Raw genomic sequence first — 18,879 nt, forward strand, 5'->3', positions numbered from 1 at the left:
ACCTGCCTACTCGACGGTAGTGTCGGCGAGACAATGCTGGACGGGGCGGCTGGGTGCAGCCACTCCGTAGACTGGTTTTTCGAATATGTTTTCCGGCCGGAGGGAGCGATCTCGTTGGGTGTCCTAGCGCGAATTCAGACGCCCGAGGACTTGCGCGACCTCGATAGTGCGGAGCTGGCCGAACTGGCTCGCGAGATCCGCGCCTTCCTGGTCGAGAAGGTATCGGCAACAGGGGGCCACCTCGGTCCCAATCTGGGAGTGGTGGAGCTGACTCTGGCGATCCACCGCACCTTCGACTCACCGCGTGATCCGGTCATCTTCGACACGGGCCACCAGGCCTACGTGCACAAGATGCTCACCGGACGCGCCGGAATGTTCGACACACTCCGCAAGCAGGGCGGGCTGTCCGGCTATCCGTCTCGGGTCGAGAGCGAACACGACTGGGTCGAGTCCTCGCACGCATCGGCATCCTTGTCGTATGCCGACGGGTTGGCCAAAGCGTTCGCCCTCAAGGGAGAGACCGACCGGCATGTCGTGGCTGTGGTCGGTGACGGCGCGCTGACCGGCGGTATGTGCTGGGAGGCGCTGAACAACATCGCAGCCGGCCGAGACCGGTCGCTGGTGATCGTCGTCAACGACAACGGCCGTTCGTACGCCCCGACCATCGGCGGGCTGGCCGATCACCTGGCAGCTCTGCGACTGCAGCCGGGATACGAGAAGATTCTCGACAACGGCCGCCGGATCGTGCGACGGATCCCCGTCGTCGGCCGCGCCGCCTACACGATGCTGCACGGCATGAAAGCCGGAGTGAAGGACGCCATCAGCCCGCAGGTCATGTTCACCGATCTCGGCATCAAGTACCTGGGCCCGGTGGACGGTCACGACCAGCACGCCATGGAATCGGCACTGCGCAGAGCCAAGGCGTACGGCGGCCCGGTCATCGTGCATGCGGTGACCCGCAAGGGCATGGGCTACATCCATGCCGAGAACGACGTGGCCGACCAGATGCACGCCACCGGCGTCATCGATCCTGCGACCGGCCTGGCCCGATCCAAATCGGCTCCGGATTGGACGTCGGTATTCTCGGCGGCGCTCATCGAGCAGGGCGAGCAGAACGAGGACGTCGTGGCCATCACCGCCGCAATGGCCGCGCCCACCGGGCTCGCGGCGTTCGGGGTGCGGTTTCCGGACCGAATGTTCGACGTGGGTATCGCCGAGCAGCATGCGATGACGTCGGCCGCCGGGCTTGCGCTCGGCGGCATGCATCCCGTGGTCGCCATCTACTCCACGTTCCTCAACCGCGCGTTCGATCAACTGCTGATGGACGTCGCCCTGTTGGGTCTTCCCGTCACCATCGTGTTGGATCGCGCGGGAGTCACCGGTGCCGACGGCGCGTCCCACAACGGCATGTGGGACATGTCTCTACTCGGCATCGTTCCGGGCATGAAGGTGGCAGCGCCACGAGACGCCGCCACTCTTCGAGAGGAGCTGGCCGAGGCGATCGCCACCTCGGACGGCCCTACGGCTCTTCGCTTCCCGAAGGGCGCGGTCACCGAGACGGTGCCTGCGGTGCGCAGGTTGGACGGAATACTCGACGTGCTGACCGAGCCGTCCGAGGCCACCGGCGACGTGCTGATCGTTGCCGTCGGGGTGTTCGGGTCGCTCGCCCTCGACGCCGCGAAAAAGCTCGAAGCAGAGGGTATTTCGGTTGCCGTCGTGGATCCACGCTGGGTGCTCCCGGTCCCGCAGTCGCTGCTCAAGATGGCCGAGGATTACCGGTTGGTCGTCACCGTCGAGGACAGCGGCCTGCACGGCGGGATAGGTTCGACGCTCTCGGCCGCGCTGCGCGGTGCCGGTGTCGACGTGCCCTGCCGCGATCTCGGTGTGCCGCAACGGTTCCTCGACCACGCATCTCGGGAGCAACTGCACCACGAGTTCGGACTCACCTGCGAAACCGTGGTGCAGCAAGTCTCGCATTGGGTCAAGAGCCTCTGACGGCGTCGGCCGGCTCCGCCTCGCTTCCGACCACGACGCGGCGGCCGGCCACCGCACCTGCTGCAGCCATGGGAATCGTCACCAACAGAAGAAACACAATCGACGGTTCCCACCGCTGCGTCGCCGAATGAACGGCTCCGCACACCAGCGGACCGGCAGCAGCCAGCACGTATCCGACCGTCTGCGCCATGGAACTGAGCGACGCAGCATCACGGGCGTTCGAGGCCCGCAGATTCATCAACGTCATCGCGAGCGACAACTGCCCGCCCTGGCCCAAACCGAGCAGTACCGCCCACACCAGGGCCCAGGAATCGGCCGACGACACTATCCCGAGCAGGCCCACGCATGTCGGCAGCGTCACGGCGACCGCCAACGCGCTCTGATTCCCCAACCTTGTCGCGAGGCTCGGAACCGTCAATGCAGTCAGCACGCTGCTGACCGACAATGCCGTCAACAGCAGACCGGCATCACGCGCGTCCACCCCGCGATCACGAAAGATCGTCGGCAACCACGCGATCATCGAATACGCCATCAACGACTGCAAACCCATGAATGCCGTCAACGACCACGCCACGGGCGATGTCAGAACCCCCGTGCGACTCCGAGGAGCGTCGTCGGGGACTGTTGCCGACCCGGCAACCGACCGCCCGCGCGACAGCGTGCGCCCGAAGATGGCCATACATCCGGCGGCCAACACGACCGGAATCGACCACAGCCCCAGAACAATCCGCCAACCACCGTCGAACGCCTCGGCCAACGGAACGGACACTCCCGACGCCACTCCCGCACTGGCACTGATCACAGCGGTCAACACCCCGGTCAACAACCCCAGTCGTCGCCCCGCCGCCGCATCGGGTTCACCTGTCGAGCTCCACTCTCGTACCACCAGACGGACGAAAACCGGACCCAACACATTCGCCACCGCGATACCCGCCGCCGCGACGAGAGTGCCGACCACGAGGATCGGCCACGACGGCACCGCGCGTACAGCTGTGCCGACGGCCACCAGGGACAGGCACACCACAAGAACGTGCGTGACAGGGACCCGGCGCACGAAATAGCGTGCGGTGGCGGCGAATACACCGAGGCAGATCACCGGGCCCGTGGTCAGCAACGCCATGGATGTCGAGTTCGCGGAGTAGAACTCGGCGATGTCGGAGGTGAGTGCCGACGTACTGCCGAACAGCAGGCGCAGGCTCAGTCCGAACACCACGACGGTGCCCACGGCGCATGCGATACGAAGCTTCATGTCCTACTTTCGACGGCAGATCGACCGACAGAGTGCACCCCCACCCTGCCTTATCGGTCCGAAAAACCGTGGACCCGCCGTCGTTCGGGCAACCTCGATTCAGACGCCCATCTCTTCGAGTTCCATCCCTTTGGTCTCGGTGATCTTGTATTTGACGAAGAAGAAGGAAAGGAGAGCGAACAGTGCGAAGAACGAGTAGATGAAGCCGAGTCCGATGGTGTCGGACAACGGCGGGAATGCCAATGTGATGGCGAAGTTCGCTATCCAGTTCGCGGCGGTACTGATGCCCAACGCCACTGCACGCATTCGATTGGGGAACATCTCTCCGAGCATCACCCACATGATCGGTCCCCATGTTGCTGCGAAGAAGACCACGAACAGATTTGCGCCGACGAGCGCTACCGGGCCCCACGGCGACGGCAATTCCAGTTGGTCGCCGCTTCCGACGGCTTGCGTGAACGAGACTGCGGCCAGGACCAAACCGACGAACATGCCGATCGAGCCGATCATCAACAGATTTCGGCGACCGAATCGATCGACGAACAAGATTGCGACGAATGTCATCGACACATTGATGACGGACGTGATCACCGACGTGACGAACGATTGATTCTCGCTGAAGCCCACCGACTTCCACAGCGTCGTCGAGTAGTAGAAGATCGCGTTGATCCCGACGAACTGCTGCAGAATCGCCATCGTGATACCGACCCACACGATCGGCTGCAGACCGAATTTGGGTCCTCGGATATCGGCGAACGAGGATTTGGATTCTCGCCGGAGAGTCAGGCGAATTTCCCGGATGCGTTCGTCGGGGTTCACTTCGCCGGTGATGTCGCCCAGAATGCGTGCAGCTTCCTCGTCGAGGTGTTTACCCACCAGGTACCGAGGTGATTCTGGAATGAGTGTCGCGAGAAATCCGTAGACCAATGCGGGCGCGACGCCGACCAGGAACATCCACCGCCACGCTTCGAGGCCGAACCATAGATCGTTCGACGGTCCGCCTGCCGCGTTCTGAAGAACCGCATCCGAGAGCAGCGCGGCAAAAATGCCGACCGTGATGGCCAGTTGCTGCAGCGATGCCAATCCACCGCGATAGCGAGCCGGTGCTATCTCCGAGATGTACGCGGGCGCGATCACCGACGCAATTCCGATACCCAGCCCGCCGAGGACCCTCCACAACATCAGATCGGGGACACTGAAGGCGAACCCGGACCCCACCGAGGAAATGGTGAACAGCGCAGAGCCGAGCAGCATCACCTTCTTGCGGCCCCAACTGTCGGCCAGGCGACCGGCGAACCAGGCTCCGACCGCGCACCCGAGGAGTGCGATTGCGACCGCGAACCCCGTGACGAACGAGGACAGAGCGAAATTCTCCTGGATCGAGTCGACTGCACCGTTGACGACGGACGAATCGAATCCGAACAGAAACCCGCCGACAGCGGCGGCGATGGTGACTCCGATGACCTTTGCGGTGTGCCGATCGGTCGATTGCGTCATGGCATGAACCAGCTTTCGGGTGAACAGCGTCCATGGTGGTCATCGCCATCTTCGTCCTCGCACACACGGAATGGGAGCGAAATCGCCTCGATATTCGTGGCGTGCAGCAATCCAAGTGCCGAAATAGGTGAATTGTCCGATATTGCGCTGTCGAACTCGAAGTTGCGGACGGAAAACTGCCGTAAGTCGTCCATAGCTTCGAGTTCGGCGGCAGGTGGCTATCGCGCCAGGGTGGCCGACCACTGATCGAAGGTCTGGAAACCGTGATCCGAACCGGTCGTGGTGACCAGCGTTCCGTCTCGCATCGCGCGACCGTATGCGCCGGGAATCGGGACCTCGAGCACCAGGCCACGGGCACCGATGGCACGTGCATAGCGCCGCACCATCTCGGCCATCCGTTCTTGTCTCGGCCCGCCGAGGTCGGCAACGCGGCCCGCGGGGGAGTGCTCGGCCAGATCAATCAATCGATCGGCGACCTCGCGGGCGGCGATCGGTTGCGAGACCATCTTCGGGACGATGCTCACCGGACCGAACGACGCGCGTGCACGGATCTGAGCGGCGAATTCGTGGAACTGAGTGGCTCGCAGGATCGTCCACGGCACCGACCCGGACCGAATCATGTTCTCCTGCTCGACTTTTCCGGCGTAGTACGAGTGCGGAGCCTTGTCTATCCCCACGATGGACAGCGCCACATGGTGGCCGACTCCGGCCTCGATCTCGGCCGCCAGCAAGTTGCGGGTGACGGCGGAGAAGAACGCCGTCGATTCCTTCGCCGAGACCGTTTGTGTCGACGCGACATCGACGACAGCGTCGACGCCGGCCAGAGCGTCGGACAGGCCGGTCCCGTCGGCGAGGTCGACACCGGCCGACCGCGACAGCACGACGATCTCGTGCCCTCGCTCACGCGCCACGTCGACGACATGCGTTCCGACGGTTCCTGTTCCACCGGCTACGGCGATTTTCATCGTGTGTCCACCTGTCCTGTTCGGAGTCGATCGGCTCGAGAAGTTCGGGCCTCACCTGCACTGACGACGTAGCCCACGAGAATGTATGGCCGTCACGACCAGTGTCGAAGTTTTTCCGGGTTGAGCACGATCCACACGTCGGTGACCACGGCGGAATCGGTGCGGAAACCGATCACACCGGTGACCACACCGTGTCGGCGAAGGACGACTCCGGTCAGGCCGTTGACCGATTCGATCGACCGGTCGAGGTCGGTGGACTTGACGGTGATACCCAGAACGAAGCGGGCGACCCGATCGGCCCCGCGAACCGGGTTGCGGGCCGCCGACACCCGTCCGCCGCCGTCACTGACGAGGGTGATGTCGGGGGCGAGCAGTGCGACGAGCGCATCGAGATCTCCGCCGGCGGCGGCAGCCACGAAAGCGCGGACGACGCGGTCGTGGGTGTTGGGTGCGCTCGGGCCGCGGCGATCGTCGTGCACCCGTCGCCGGGCGGCCGAGGCCAGTTGGCGGCAGGCGGCGGGGGTCCGACCGAGAACGTTCGCGATGTCGTCGAATGGAACCGCGAATGCATCGTGCAGCACGAACGCGACACGTTCTGCCGGGCTCAGTGAGTCCAGAACGACGAGCAACGCCAGGCCGACGGACTCGTGGAGGGCGATGCGGTCGGCCGGGTCCGATGTGCCGTCGTCGCCGGGCGCAAGGGCTCGGACGGGTTCGGGAAGCCATTGCCCCACATAGTGTTCCCGGCGTACGCGGGCGGATCCGAGCAGGTCCAGACAGATGCGGCCGACGACGCGGGTGAGCCACGCACGGGGGACGTCGATTTCGTCACGTTCGGCGTCGGTGAGTCGGTACCAGCGGAGCAGCGCTTCCGATGCTGCGTCCTCGGCGTCGCTGTAGGAACCCAGCATTCGATAGGCGATGCCGATCAACCGACTGCGTTCGCTGTTCATCGGATCAGACCTTATCCCGACACGAAAAAGCCGAGTTCGAGGTTATGGACGAAAATCAGAAGAAATCCGTCCATAACCTCGAATTCGGCAGGTAGAGCTAGACGCTGGCTACACCGGGCGCGAGGAAGCGCTGACCGGTGGCGGCCTCGGACGCGCCGCTGCGATCCAGGTACGGAGTGATACCGCCGTTCCAGAATCCGAAGCCTCCGCCCAGCAGCAGGCAGAGATCGATGTCCTGGGCCGCGGCAACGACCCCTTCGTCGAGCATGATCTTGATCTCGTCCGCGAAGGCGTTACGGGTTCGCTCGAGAACCTGTTCGGCCGTCGACGGTGAGTCACCCTGCGGCCACAGTGCGGCCACCTCAGGGTCGACGACCTGGCCCTCGGGTCCGTAGGTCCACACACCCGGCTTCTTCGCCTCGACGAGTGCACGGAATCCGGCGGAGTCCTTGAATCGCTCCGGGTACGCCTCGGCCAGTGTTTCCGCGGTGTGCAGAGCGACGGCCGGTCCGACGAGTGCCAGCAACGTCAGCGGGCTCATCGGCATGCCGAGTTCGCCCACAGCGCCGTCTGCCACATCGAACGGGGTGCCCTCGTCGATCGCGCTGATGATCTCGTTGGACGCGCGAGTAACGAGACGGTTGAAGACGAATCCGGGGAGATCCGCCGACAACACGGCCGACTTCTTCAGTGTCTTCGCCGTCGCGAATGCTGTTGCGAGAGTGGCATCGTCGGTCTTCTCGCCCTTGACGACCTCGAGCAGCGGAAGTACGGCCACGGGATTGAAGAAGTGGAAGCCCACCACGCGCTCGGGGTGCTTCAGGTCGGCCGCCATCTTCGTGATCGACAACGACGAGGTGTTGGTCGCGAGAATCGTCTCGGCAGAGACGAATTCCTCGACCTCGGCGAACACCTTCTTCTTCACGTCGAGGTTCTCGAAGACTGCCTCGATAACGAAGTCGGTGTTCGCGAATGCGGACTTGTCGATCGATCCGGACACCAACGCCTTCAAGCGATTTGCGGCGTCGGGGGACAGGCGCTTCTTGCCGAGCAGCTTGTCGATCTCGCTGTGAACGTAGCCGACGCCCTTGTCGATGCGCTCCTGATCGATGTCGGTGAGAATCACCGGCACCTTCAGCTGGCGCACGAACAGCAACGCGAGCTGGCTGGCCATCAGACCGGCACCGACGATGCCGACACCGGAGATCTTGCGGGCGAGCGACTTGTCGGGCGCACCGGCGGGACGCTTCGCGCGCTTCTGAACCAAGTCGAAGGCGTACAAACCGGCACGCAACTCGTCCTTGACCAACAGCGTCGACAGCGCGTCGTCCTCGGCCGCGAAGGCCTTGTCGAGAGACGCGGAATCGGTGATGTCGGTGTTCTTGGCCAGCTCGAGCAGGTCGACCGCAGCGACCGGTCCCGGTGCGAAATTGCCGGTCTTGCCGGCCACGATGCCCCGGGCACGGGCGATGGCGTCGTCCCAGGCCTGCCCGCGGTCGATCTCGGGACGAGCAGGGGTGATCTCGCCCTTGATGACCTGAGCGGCCCACGCGAGAGACTGCTCGAGGAAGTCGGCTCCGCCGAAGAGGGCGTCGGCGATGCCGAGGTCGAGTGCCTGCTTCGGCTTGAGGACGCGGTTCTGGTTCAGTGCGTTCTCGATGACGACGGTGACGGCGTTCGAGGCACCGATGATGTTGGGTAGCAACTGAGTTCCGCCCCATCCCGGTACCAGGCCGAGGAAGGCCTCGGGCAGGCCGAGCGCGGCAGCGTTCTCCGCGACGGTGCGGTAGTGCGAGTGCAGTCCCACTTCGAGGCCACCGCCGAGTGCGGCACCGTTGATGAAGGCGAACGTGGGAACCGTCGACTCGCGCAGGCGGCGGAAGACCTTGTGGCCGAGCTGCCCGATCTGCAGCGCCTCGTCCTTGGTCTTGATGTTCGGCACACCGTTGAGGTCGGCACCGACGGCGAAGATGAACGGCTTGCCGGTGACGGCGATGGCCATCGGGTTCGCTGCGAATGCCTCGTCGAGTGCGGCGTCGAACTTGGCGAGTCCGCCGGGACCGAAGGTCGACGGCTTGGTGTGATCGAAGCCGTTGTCGAGGGTCACGAGGGCGATGGAGCCGTCGAGCCCCGGTACGGACACGATCTTGGTGAACGCGTTCGTGACTACCTCGTCCTCGAACGCCGTCGTGATGTCACTCATGCCTTGGCTCCTGAGTAGTCAGCGTGGTTGGGGTTCTCCCAGATGACGGTGCCGCCCATGCCGAGACCGATGCACATGGTCGTCAGGCCGTAGCGGACGTCGGGTTGCTGGGCGAACTGACGGCTGAGCTGCGTCATCAGGCGGACGCCCGAGGAAGCGAGGGGGTGGCCACACGCGATGGCACCGCCCCACTGGTTGACGCGGGGGTCGTCGTCGGCGATGCCGTAGTGCTCGAGGAAGGCGAGAACCTGGATGGCGAAGGCCTCGTTGATCTCGAACAGGCCGATGTCGTCGATGCTCAATCCGGTTCGGCCGAGCAACTTTTCGGTTGCGGGAACCGGGCCGATGCCCATGACGGCGGGATCGACGCCGGCGAAGCTGAAGCCGACCATCCGCATCCCGATGTTCAGGCCGAGCTCGTGCGCGGTGTCCTCACCGGCGAGGATCGCCGCGGTGGCGCCGTCGTTGAGGCCGGCAGCATTGCCTGCGGTCACTCGTCCTGAGGGCCGGAACGGCGTCTTGAGCTTGGCGAGATCGTCGACGGTGGTGCCGGGGCGAGGTGGCTCGTCCTCGGTAGCCAGGCCCCATCCTGCGGCGGATTTGGTGGCGACCGGAACGAGAGTGTCGGCGATGTAGCCGGCTTTCTTGGCCGCGTCGTACTTGTTCTGGCTGGCGACGGCGTAGGCGTCGGTGCGGTCCTTGGTGATGCTCGGGAACCGGTCGTGCAGGTTCTCGGCGGTGTTGCCCATCACCAGTGCACTGGGATCGACGAGCTTGTCGGCGAGGAAGCGCGGGTTGGGGTCGACACCCTCACCCATCGGGTGGCGGCCCATGTGCTCGACTCCGCCTGCGATGACGACGTCGTACTGGCCGAAGCCGATTCCCGATCCGGTGGTGGTCACCGAAGTCATCGCACCCGCGCACATGCGGTCGATCGCAAATCCCGGGACGCTGCGGGGGAGCCCGGCCAGGAGAGCGGAGGTCCGGCCGATGGTCAGGCCCTGATCGCCGGTCTGTGTGGTCGCAGCGATCGCGACCTCGTCGATGCGCTCGGGAGGAAGATTGGGGTTCTTGCGGAGAAGCTCGCGTATTGCTTTGACGACGAGGTCGTCTGCGCGAGTGTCGGCGTACATGCCCTTGGGGCCTGCTTTGCCGAACGGGGTACGGATGCCGTCGACGAAGACAACATTCCTCTGTGAGCTGGTGGACGGGGGTACAGACACGCTTTTCGATCCTCCCGACAGATGCGGACGACTCGTCCGGGTGCCCGGACGCGCCACCCACTGTAGCGGGTATTACCCGTCGGTAACTTGGGAAGGGTGCAGTGCCTTCGTCAGAACCGGCACCACCAGCGAGCGTTGCCACGGCCGAGCCCCACCCTCGGTCAACCGAGCGTCGATCATCTCTCCTGGGTCGACGCCGTCGTCGTCGGGAGTCTGCCAATCCCATACGAGTCGCCGAAGTAGATCCGGCATGAGTAGGTTCTCGACCGGTACCGACACCGATTCGCTCAGCTCGGTCATCGCCGCTCGCACATCGGCGAGTCGAGCCGCTGCGTCCGGATCGCGGCGGGCCCATCGGTTGACCGGTGGCGGCCCGTCGAACGATGCCGCCATCGACGGCAATTCCGCGGTGGGCAGCGCCCGTGCTCGGGTCAGGGCCGAGGCCCACAACCGAGAGGACCGACGCTGACGGGGGCCGCCGAAGACGGGTAGCTGTTCGAGTTCGCGTGAGGACTTCGGATCGGCCGTCGCCGCGGCGACGATCGCCGAGTCGGGCAGGACCCGGCTCGGTGCTACGTCACGCTTGGCCGCCAATTCGTCTCGCGTGGCCCACAATTCGCGGACGGCAGCGAGGGTGCGGGGAGATTTGATCGCATGGATCCCCGATGTCCGACGCCATCTGTCGGTTTTCGGTTTGGGCGGGCCCAGGGCGAGGATGTGGGCGAACTCCTGTGCTGCCCACTCGGTTTTGCCCTGTGCCTCGAGTTCGGTGGCCATCGCGTCTCGCAGCTCGAGCAGAACTTCGACGTCGAGGGCGGCGTAGTTGAGCCAGGTGTCGGGGAGGGGTCGGGTGGACCAATCGGCCGCGCCGTGCCCCTTCTGCAGGGCCAGGCCGAGGGTTCGCTCGACTATCGCACCGAGGCCGACGCGGTCGAATCCGGCCAGGCGGCCGGCGAGTTCGGTGTCGTAGAGCGTGGCGGGGACGAGCCCCAGTTCGGCGAGACCGGGCAGGTCCTGGTCCGCGGAGTGCAATACCCATTCGAGCGGGTTGATGACCTCGGCCAGGGGTGCGAGGTCGCCGGTGACGGGTATGGGGTCGAGCAACACGGTGCCTGCGCCGCGGCGGCGGAACTGCACGAGGTACGCACGTTGGGAGTAGCGGAAGCCGGACGCGCGCTCGGCGTCGACGGCGAGGGGCCCGTGGCCTGCGGCAAGTGCCTCTGCGGCTGCGCGAACGGCATCGGCGGTGTCGACGACGTCGGGAACCCCGTCAGCGGGGGCCAACAACGGAACGGCGACAGGCTCGTTCGCTTCTGCATCCGACGCGGCGTCCGGGGAACTCTCGGCTGACATGAGATGTGACTCTAGGCCCTGGGGCCGAACGGACCGGCAACTATGTACGACTGGAACTGCTATGTCCGACTGGAACTGCGCTGCCCGAGAGTGGTGATGCCCGCGGGCGGCAGGCCCGCGGCGTAGGCGAGCACCTCGCAGAACGCCTCGACATGGGTCGAGAGATCCTCCGACGTCGCCGTCCAGGACGCACGAAGTTCGAGTTGGTGAGCCTTCGGCGGGCCGGCGATGTCGCCGTACCGTACCGAGCTGGTCGAGGTGACCGTACCGCCGAGCGCGTTCAACGGTTCCGATCGCGATTCGAGGGCGTCGACCAGCCAACTCCAGCCGACCTCGGGGAGCAGCGGATCGTCGGCGAGGGACTCGTCCACGTCGGCCTGGATGTACGCGACCAGGCGGTGAGTGCCGTTCCAGGCCTCGGCACCGTCGGGGTCGTACAACAGGATCAGACGGCCGAACGCGTCGCCGTCGCTCTGTTCGTCGATCTGCTCGGAGTCGGCGTGCTTGACCTCGGCACCGATCGCATAGCTGTAGGGAGCGAGTCTCTGCGGCGGCCGAATCGGACCGATTTCGATCGCCGGGTGTACCTGCGCCCGATGCATCGCGTCGATGGCGGCGCGGAAAGGCGCAGGTTCGGCGTCAGATCGGTGCTCGGTCACGTCACCGGACGTTAGACGCGTCACGTTGTCCTGCGATGGAGGCGCGCCGAGCCGTGATCGAACTGCGCCGAGCGTCCGTCGAACGATCCGAGTGTCCTGAACTGCGATGAGTGTCTCGCCCTCGAGGGTAGCGGCGGTTGTCGCACGTGGCAGCATGGACGGTGATGAACGCCGAATCGCACACCGCAGCCCCCGCCCGACGAGAACTTCCGGAGGCGCCGTTTCTGGCCGCGATCGACGGTCGACCGACGTCGAGGCGGCCGGTGTGGTTCATGCGTCAGGCCGGCAGGTCCCTTCCGGAATACCGCAAGATCCGAGCAGGCATCGGGATGTTGGACTCGTGCTTCCGGCCCGATCTGGTCGCCGAGATCACCCTGCAGCCCGTACGTCGTCACGACGTCGACGCAGCGATCCTCTTCTCCGACATCGTGGTTCCGCTCAAAGCCGCGGGCATCGATCTCGACATCGTCGCCGGTACCGGACCGGTGGTTGCGCATCCGGTGCGTTCGGCTGCGGACGTCGCGGCTCTGCCCGTCCTCACCTCCGACCAGGTGCAGCCGGTGGCCGACGCCGTCCGCATTCTCACTCGCGAACTGGGAACCACCCCGCTGATCGGATTTGCCGGCGCACCCTTCACCCTTGCGTCGTACCTGGTCGAGGGTGGTCCGAGCCGCAATCACGAAAAGACCAAAGCTCTGATGCGGTCCGATCCGGCCACGTGGCACGCCTTGCTCGACGCATTGGCCTCCACCACGATCACCTTTCTGCAGGCCCAGCTGGCTGCGGGCGTCGACGCCGTTCAGGTGTTCGACTCCTGGGCGGGTGCACTCTCGCTCGCCGATTACCGCGAGTACGTATTGCCGCACTCGACACGAGTGTTCGACGCCGTGTCCTCGGCCGGCGTCCCGAAGATCCACTTCGGGGTCGGCACCGGAGAACTCCTCGGTGCCATGGGCGAGGCCGGTGCCGACGTGGTCGGGGTCGACTGGCGGATTCCGCTCGACGACGCGGTGCACCGGGTGGGCCACGGCAAGGCCCTGCAAGGCAATCTCGATCCCGCAGTGCTGTTCGCGGGCTGGGACGCAGTCGAGGCCGAGGTCCGACGCATTGCCGCCGAGGCGGATCGTGCGATCGCGGCCGGTGCCCGCGGCCACGTGTTCAATCTCGGCCACGGCGTGCTTCCCGATACCGATCCCGACATCCTGACTCGCGTCGTCGCGTTGGTGCATTCGTTGTGACCGTCCGGCGATACGCCGTCGTCGGCGGCGGAATTTCCGGCCTCATCGCGGCGTATCGCCTGCGGCAGGCGTGCGGGCCCGACGCTGAGATCACCGTGGTCGAGGCATCGTCCCGGGTGGGCGGCACCCTGCGCACCACCTCGGTCGGCGATCAGTCGCTCGATGTCGGTGCCGAGGCGTTCATCGGGCGCCGTCCGGAGGTGCCCGCCCTGCTTGCGGAACTGGGGCTCACCGATCAGCTGGTGCACCCGTCGACGGTGCGACCGCTCGTCTTCTCCGGTGGACGCACTCATCCACTTCCGGTGGGCACCCTCATGGGTATCCCGTCGTCGGCGGAGTCCGTCCGAGAGCTGGTCGATCCGTCCGAGCTGCACATCATCGACACCGAGACCGAGCGGCCGTTTCGATGGGTCCGGGGCTCCGATGCCAGCGTGGCCGATCTCGTGGGCACACGTTTCGGGAACCAGGTGGTGAGCCGTTCGGTCGATCCACTGCTCGGCGGGGTCTACTCCGGTTCGGCGAGCTCCATCGGTGTCCGTGCTGCGCTGCCGACGCTGGCCGCTGCGTTGGACAACGGCGCGGCGAACCTGACCGAGGCTGTGCTGAAGGCACTCCCGACTCCGTCCCCGGGGCCGGTGTTCGGTGGACTCCGGGACGGCTACGCGGTGCTGCTCGACGCTTTGGTTACAGCCACCGACGCTCGCGTTCTGCGCGAGACGAGCGTCGGCGAGATCCGCCGTGAGTCGGGCGGCTGGTTCGTCGATCGGGTGGGTGTGGTCGACGGGGTCGTGCTGGCGGTACCGGCACCGATACTGGCCGATCTCATCACAGACCTCGCACCGGACGCGTCGCGCGCGGCCCGTGAGATCGAACTTGCGTCGTCGACGGTCGTGGCGATGGCGTTTCCGACGTCGACCGAGCTGCCGCAGAATTCGGGAATTCTGGTGGCGACGGACGCGGGGCTGGACGTGAAGGCGTTCACGCTGTCCAGTCGAAAGTGGCCGCACCTGGCCCAGCGTGACGCGGTACTGCTGCGAGCCTCGCTCGGGCGTTTCGGCGACGACACTGCCGCGCAGCGATCCGACGAGGACACGATCGACGTCGCGCTCGCCGACCTGGCCACGGTCTCGGGTATCGGCACCCGGCCGCTGGCAGTGACCGTCCAGCGGTGGCCGGGCGGATTGCCGCAGTACGCTCCCGGACACCTCGACCGCGTCGCCGCCATCGAATCCGGAGTGTCCGAACTCGCCGGGCTCGCCGTGACCGGAGCGTGGCAGCGCGGCGTCGGGGTACCGGCCTGTATTGCGTCCGCCACCACCGCTGCCGCCCGTCTGGTCGAGGTGGCACGATAGGGGCCATGGCACGCCTCGATTACTCAGCGCTCAATTCGACTCTTCGGTACTTGATGTTCTCGGTCTACAAGGTCACACCCGGGGTTCTGGGCGACGACCGCGCGGCCGCTGCGAAGGAAGCCCGGGCATTCTTCGAGGGCCGTGAGGACAAGGGTGTCGTCGTGCGCGGGGTCTACGACATCGCCGGCATGCGGGCCGATGCCGACTTCATGGTGTGGACGCACGCCGAGCGCATCGAGGACCTGCAGGCGACGTACTCCGACTTCCGGCGCACCACCGCGCTGGGCAAGGCGAGCACGCCGGTATGGAGCAACACTGCTCTGCACCGCCCCGCCGAGTTCAACAAGAGCCACGTGCCTGCGTTCATCGCGGGCGAGGATCCGGGCGCGTACATCTGCGTGTACCCGTTCGTCCGCTCGATCGACTGGTACCTGCTGCCCGACGAGGAACGTCGGACGATGCTCGCCGATCACGGGAAGGCAGCACGCGACTACAAGGACGTGCGCGCCAACACCGTCCCCTCGTTCGCGCTCGGTGACTACGAGTGGATCCTGGCTTTCGAAGCCCCGGAGCTCGACCGCATCGTGGACCTGATGCGCGATCTCCGGGCCACCGAGGCACGCCGACACGTGCGCGAGGAGACGCCGTTCTTCACCGGCCCTCGGGTCGAGGTGGACGCGCTCGTCGAATCACTACCGTGACGGGGACGGACACACCCATCGTCGACGCCGTTCTTTTCGACTTCTCCGGCACACTCTTCCGACTGGAAGAGGAGCCGTCGTGGTTCGACGGTGTGCACGATGCCGACGGCGTTCCGGTCGACGGAGCCGGAGCCGCCGAGCTCATGCGACGCATGACCGCTCCGGTCGGCGAGACGGTCGAGTTCGACGACGCCACTCGGCACGCATGGCGTCATCGCGATCTGGATCCGGCCCTGCATCGGCAGGCGTATCTGCACGTTCTGGCGCAGTCCGGCATCACCGCCGAGGCACAGGCCGAATCGGTGTACGGACGAGTCATCGACGCCGACTCCTGGACGCCCTATCCCGACACGGAAGCGGCACTGTCGACATTGGCGGGACGGTCGATTCGCGTCGGGGTGCTGAGCAACATTGCCTTCGACATCCGTCCGGCGTTCACTGCCCGGGGCCTGGACCGGTACGTCGACGAATTCGTGCTCTCGTTCGAGGTCGGGCACGTCAAACCGCAACCGGAGATCTTCCGACATGCGGTGGCCGCTCTCGGCGTCGAGCCCGCGCGGACGCTGATGGTGGGCGACAGCGCCGAGGCCGACGGCGCGGCACAGGAGATCGGGTGCAGTTTCGCACTCGTCGATCCGGCGCCGACGGCCGAGCGTCCCGACGCACTGCTGGCAGCGTTGAGCGCGTTCGGGATTCGATGACCGGAGTGACCGGCGTCCAGCACATGGGCCACTGGGGGATGTTCCGCGCCGACTCGGACGGACGTGACGTCACCGCGATTCATCCTCAGGTGACGGACAGCAATCCTTCCCCGGTGCTGGGCAACCTCGTCGGCTCGGTGACCCATCGATCCCGCGTCACCTCGCCTGCGGTACGCAGGGGCTGGCTCGAGAACGGTCCCGGCCCCACCGACAGGCGCGGTAGCGAGGAGTTCGTCGACGTCTCGTGGGACGAGCTCACCGACCTGTTGTCGCGCGAGTTGCGCCGCGTGGTGGACACATTCGGCAACAACGCCATCTACGGCGGGTCGTACGGTTGGGCCAGTGCCGGCCGCTTTCATCATGCGCAGAGTCAGGTACACCGCTTCCTGAACTGCATCGGCGGCTACACGCGATCCGTGCACAGCTATTCGCTCGGTGCGACCGGCGTCATCATGCCGCACGTGCTCGGCGCGCACTGGAAGATGTTCTCCCGCTCCACATCCTGGTCCGTGATCGCCGAACACACCGAACTGCTGGTGGCGTTCGGCGGAGTTCCGGTGAAGAACACCGGCATCAATCACGGTGGTACGTCGGATCATCCGACCGTCGGTTCGCTCGACGCGATGCGCGCCCGCGGCGGGCAGATCGTCACCGTCGGTCCATTGCGCAACGACATGTCGGGCGAGGCGCGGTGGATCGCCCCACGGCCCGGAACCGACGTGGCGATGATGCTGGCTCTGGCATACGTCCTGGCCGACGAAAAACTGCACGACACAGCGTTTCTGGAGAAATACTGCGAGGGTTACCCCGAGTTCGAGCGCTACCTTCTCGGTGTCTCGGACGACACTCCCAAGACCCCGCAGTGGGCGTCGGAGATCTGCGGTATCGAGCCGTCCGTAATCGCAGAGCTGGCACGGGACATGGCGTCGAAACGCACGATGGTGACCGTCACGTGGTCCCTGCAACGTACGCAGCACGGTGAACAGGCTCCGTGGATGGGCATCACGTTGGCAGCGATGTTGGGCGAAATCGGCGTGCCCGGTGGGGGATTCGGACACGGATACGGCTCGATGAACGAGCCCGGCCTCGCTCCTGTGCCCTATCCGTTGCCGACACTGCCGCAGGGAATCAATCCGGTGGCCGATCTGATCCCGGTCGCAGCTGTCTCGGACATGCTGCTCAACCCAGGGCACGAATTCGACTACGACGGCCGACGTTTGGTCTATCCCGACATCAAAGTGGTCTATTGGGCGGGCGGCAACCCGTTTCATCACCACCAGGATCTGGGACGATTGCGCCGGGCACTCGGCAGGCCCGATACCGTCGTCGTCCACGATCCCTACTGGACGCCGATGGCCAAGCACGCAGACGTCGTAATCCCGTCGACCACATCGCTGGAACGGTCGGATCTGAGCTGCACACGCAACGATCCACTGCTCGTGGCCATGGCGCCGGCTGCCGAGCGATTCGCCGATTCGCGCGACGATTACGACACTTTCGCGGAACTCGCTACGAAACTCGGTGTGGGGCAGCAGTTCACCGAGGGGCGCACGTCACAGCAATGGCTCGAGCACATGTACGGGCAGTGGCGCGAGTATCTGCGGGCCGACGGCGTGCAGACCCCGGAATTCGACGACTTCACGCGTGAGGGTTCGTTCCGGATGAAGACCGAGGACGAGTTGACGTTTCTGGAGGATTTTCGCCAGGACCCGATCGGCAACGCGCTGCGGACACCGAGCGGCAAGATCGAGATCTTCTCGGCGACGGTCGCGGGGTTCGATTACGACGACTGCCGAGGGCATCCGATGTGGTTCGAGCCGCAGGAGTGGCTCGGCGGGGCGCGGGCCGAGCAGTTTCCTCTGCACTTGATCGCCAACCAGCCGCGCACCAGGCTGCACAGTCAGCTCGATCACGGTGCGGTGAGCCGGAATTCGAAGGTTCAGGGCCGAGAGCCGATTCGAATGCATCCGTGTGCGGCGGAGGCCAGGGGAGTGTCGGACGGCGATGTGGTGCGAGTGTTCAACGACCGCGGTTCGTGCCTGGCCGGTGTGGTCGTCGACGACGCGATGCTCGAAGCGGTAGTTCAGTTGTCGACCGGGGCCTGGTACGACCCGCTCGATCCGGCTGATCCCGATTCGATGTGCAAGCACGGCAGCGTGAACGTTCTCACCGCCGACGTCGGGTCGTCGTCGCTCTCGCGAGGGTGCACCGGGCAGCACGTGCTGGTGGAGATCGAACGCTACGACGCGCCGCTGCCGCCGATCACTGCGTTCGATCCACCGGTGACACGATCGGTCAGAACACCACCCGCGAGATGATCTCGGCAACCAAGGCCGGCTTGTCCTCGCCTTCGATCTCGAGCGTTGCGGTCGTCACGATCTGCAACGCTCCGCCCGACGCGTCCTCGACAGAGGTGAGGGTGGTCCGCAACCGGACATGGGATCCGACCTTGACAGGGTTGATGAAGCGAACTTTGTTGGAGCCGTAGTTGATTCCGAGTTTGGTGTTCTCGATGGTGTAGATCTGCCAGTTCAGCATCGACACGAGCGACAGACTCAGGAATCCGTGGGCGATCGGCGCGCCGAACGGGCTCTCTTTTTTCGCTCGTTCGACGTCGACGTGGATCCACTGGTGGTCGCCGGTGGCGTCGGCAAAGGTGTTCACCCGTTCCTGGGTGATCTGGAGCCAGTCGCTGGTTCCCAGTTCTTCGCCGACGGCCGCCTTGATCTGCTCTGGTGAGGTGAAAGTGCGCATGCTCACAGTATGCACCGTCGCAATAGGGCGCTCGAA

At 65.4% G+C, this 18,879-nt stretch carries 15 protein-coding genes; 6 read left to right on the forward strand and 9 right to left on the reverse strand.

Annotated elements, in window-relative coordinates:
* The first annotated feature begins 114 nt into the window (after positions 1-114).
* Positions 115-1,995: a 1-deoxy-D-xylulose-5-phosphate synthase gene (gene dxs, locus ASH04_RS22945; RefSeq protein WP_027496908.1), complete on the forward strand. Its 1,881-nt coding sequence runs from the start codon at positions 115-117 to the stop codon at positions 1,993-1,995.
* On the opposite strand, the gene ASH04_RS22950 is transcribed toward dxs, so the two are convergent.
* The 8 genes from ASH04_RS22950 to ASH04_RS22985 form a co-directional block, all read right to left on the reverse strand.
* A complete protein-coding gene (locus ASH04_RS22950) occupies positions 1,982-3,244 on the reverse strand; it encodes an MFS transporter (protein WP_057474668.1) in 1,263 nt (420 codons plus the stop codon). The genes dxs and ASH04_RS22950 overlap by 14 nt on opposite strands.
* A 99-nt stretch (positions 3,245-3,343) precedes the next feature.
* Positions 3,344-4,741: a sugar porter family MFS transporter gene (locus tag ASH04_RS22955; RefSeq protein ID WP_032365061.1), complete on the reverse strand. Its 1,398-nt coding sequence runs from the start codon at positions 4,739-4,741 to the stop codon at positions 3,344-3,346.
* Positions 4,742-4,959: 218 nt separating this feature from the next.
* Positions 4,960-5,706, reverse strand: a complete 747-nt coding sequence (locus ASH04_RS22960; protein WP_057474669.1) for an SDR family oxidoreductase — start codon at positions 5,704-5,706, stop codon at positions 4,960-4,962.
* A gap of 92 nt (positions 5,707-5,798) precedes the next feature.
* Positions 5,799-6,659, reverse strand: a complete 861-nt coding sequence (gene sigJ, locus ASH04_RS22965) for an RNA polymerase sigma factor SigJ (RefSeq protein WP_057474670.1) — start codon at positions 6,657-6,659, stop codon at positions 5,799-5,801.
* 97 nt (positions 6,660-6,756) lie between these two features.
* Positions 6,757-8,862 (reverse strand): 3-hydroxyacyl-CoA dehydrogenase NAD-binding domain-containing protein, encoded by a 2,106-nt coding sequence (locus ASH04_RS22970; RefSeq protein WP_027496914.1) that lies wholly within the window; start codon positions 8,860-8,862, stop codon positions 6,757-6,759.
* A complete protein-coding gene (locus ASH04_RS22975; RefSeq protein WP_057474671.1) occupies positions 8,859-10,085 on the reverse strand; it encodes a thiolase family protein in 1,227 nt (408 codons plus the stop codon). The genes ASH04_RS22970 and ASH04_RS22975 overlap by 4 nt, the downstream gene beginning before the upstream one ends.
* A 72-nt stretch (positions 10,086-10,157) precedes the next feature.
* Positions 10,158-11,438, reverse strand: a complete 1,281-nt coding sequence (locus tag ASH04_RS22980; protein ID WP_057474672.1) for an HRDC domain-containing protein — start codon at positions 11,436-11,438, stop codon at positions 10,158-10,160.
* A 59-nt stretch (positions 11,439-11,497) separates the two neighbouring features.
* Positions 11,498-12,040 (reverse strand): DUF3000 domain-containing protein, encoded by a 543-nt coding sequence (locus tag ASH04_RS22985; RefSeq protein ID WP_239536507.1) that lies wholly within the window; start codon positions 12,038-12,040, stop codon positions 11,498-11,500.
* A 221-nt stretch (positions 12,041-12,261) separates the two neighbouring features.
* On the opposite strand from ASH04_RS22985, the gene hemE reads away from it, so the two are divergent.
* From hemE to ASH04_RS23010, 5 genes are read left to right on the forward strand one after another with little or no spacing between them, the layout of a single operon-like run.
* Complete coding sequence (hemE, locus tag ASH04_RS22990) at positions 12,262-13,335, forward strand: uroporphyrinogen decarboxylase (RefSeq protein WP_057474735.1); 1,074 nt, start codon at positions 12,262-12,264, stop codon at positions 13,333-13,335.
* Positions 13,332-14,687, forward strand: coding sequence for a protoporphyrinogen oxidase (locus tag ASH04_RS22995; protein WP_057474673.1), 1,356 nt, complete (start codon positions 13,332-13,334; stop codon positions 14,685-14,687). The genes hemE and ASH04_RS22995 overlap by 4 nt, the downstream gene beginning before the upstream one ends.
* A 5-nt stretch (positions 14,688-14,692) precedes the next feature.
* Positions 14,693-15,388 carry a hydrogen peroxide-dependent heme synthase gene (hemQ, locus tag ASH04_RS23000; protein ID WP_027496920.1) on the forward strand — a complete coding sequence of 232 codons (696 nt, stop codon included), beginning with the start codon at positions 14,693-14,695 and terminating at the stop codon, positions 15,386-15,388.
* Positions 15,385-16,089: an HAD family hydrolase gene (locus ASH04_RS23005; protein WP_235580079.1), complete on the forward strand. Its 705-nt coding sequence runs from the start codon at positions 15,385-15,387 to the stop codon at positions 16,087-16,089. Before hemQ ends, ASH04_RS23005 begins: the two co-directional genes overlap by 4 nt.
* On the forward strand, positions 16,086-18,407 hold the full coding sequence (locus ASH04_RS23010; RefSeq protein WP_235580080.1) for a molybdopterin-dependent oxidoreductase: 2,322 nt from the start codon (positions 16,086-16,088) through the stop codon (positions 18,405-18,407). Before ASH04_RS23005 ends, ASH04_RS23010 begins: the two co-directional genes overlap by 4 nt.
* Here the strand turns inward: ASH04_RS23010 and ASH04_RS23015 are convergent.
* Complete coding sequence (locus ASH04_RS23015) at positions 18,385-18,843, reverse strand: MaoC family dehydratase (protein WP_027496923.1); 459 nt, start codon at positions 18,841-18,843, stop codon at positions 18,385-18,387. The genes ASH04_RS23010 and ASH04_RS23015 overlap by 23 nt on opposite strands.
* Between the last annotated feature and the right edge of the window lie 36 nt (positions 18,844-18,879).

The organism is Rhodococcus sp. Leaf233 (assembly GCF_001426165.1).
Classification (GTDB): domain Bacteria; phylum Actinomycetota; class Actinomycetes; order Mycobacteriales; family Mycobacteriaceae; genus Rhodococcoides; species Rhodococcoides fascians.

Coding starts and splice junctions, on each gene's coding strand:
- ASH04_RS22950 (WP_057474668.1), bottom strand. CDS start 3,244: ATGAAGCTTCGTATCGCATGCGCCGTGGGCACCGTCGTGGTGTTCGGA.
- ASH04_RS22955 (WP_032365061.1), bottom strand. CDS start 4,741: ATGACGCAATCGACCGATCGGCACACCGCAAAGGTCATCGGAGTCACC.
- ASH04_RS22960 (WP_057474669.1), bottom strand. CDS start 5,706: ATGAAAATCGCCGTAGCCGGTGGAACAGGAACCGTCGGAACGCATGTC.
- sigJ (WP_057474670.1), bottom strand. CDS start 6,659: ATGAACAGCGAACGCAGTCGGTTGATCGGCATCGCCTATCGAATGCTG.
- ASH04_RS22970 (WP_027496914.1), bottom strand. CDS start 8,862: ATGAGTGACATCACGACGGCGTTCGAGGACGAGGTAGTCACGAACGCG.
- ASH04_RS22980 (WP_057474672.1), bottom strand. CDS start 11,438: ATGTCAGCCGAGAGTTCCCCGGACGCCGCGTCGGATGCAGAAGCGAAC.
- ASH04_RS22985 (WP_239536507.1), bottom strand. CDS start 12,040: ATGCATCGGGCGCAGGTACACCCGGCGATCGAAATCGGTCCGATTCGG.
- hemE (WP_057474735.1), top strand. CDS start 12,262: ATGAACGCCGAATCGCACACCGCAGCCCCCGCCCGACGAGAACTTCCG.
- hemQ (WP_027496920.1), top strand. CDS start 14,693: ATGGCACGCCTCGATTACTCAGCGCTCAATTCGACTCTTCGGTACTTG.
- ASH04_RS23010 (WP_235580080.1), top strand. CDS start 16,086: ATGACCGGAGTGACCGGCGTCCAGCACATGGGCCACTGGGGGATGTTC.
- ASH04_RS23015 (WP_027496923.1), bottom strand. CDS start 18,843: ATGCGCACTTTCACCTCACCAGAGCAGATCAAGGCGGCCGTCGGCGAA.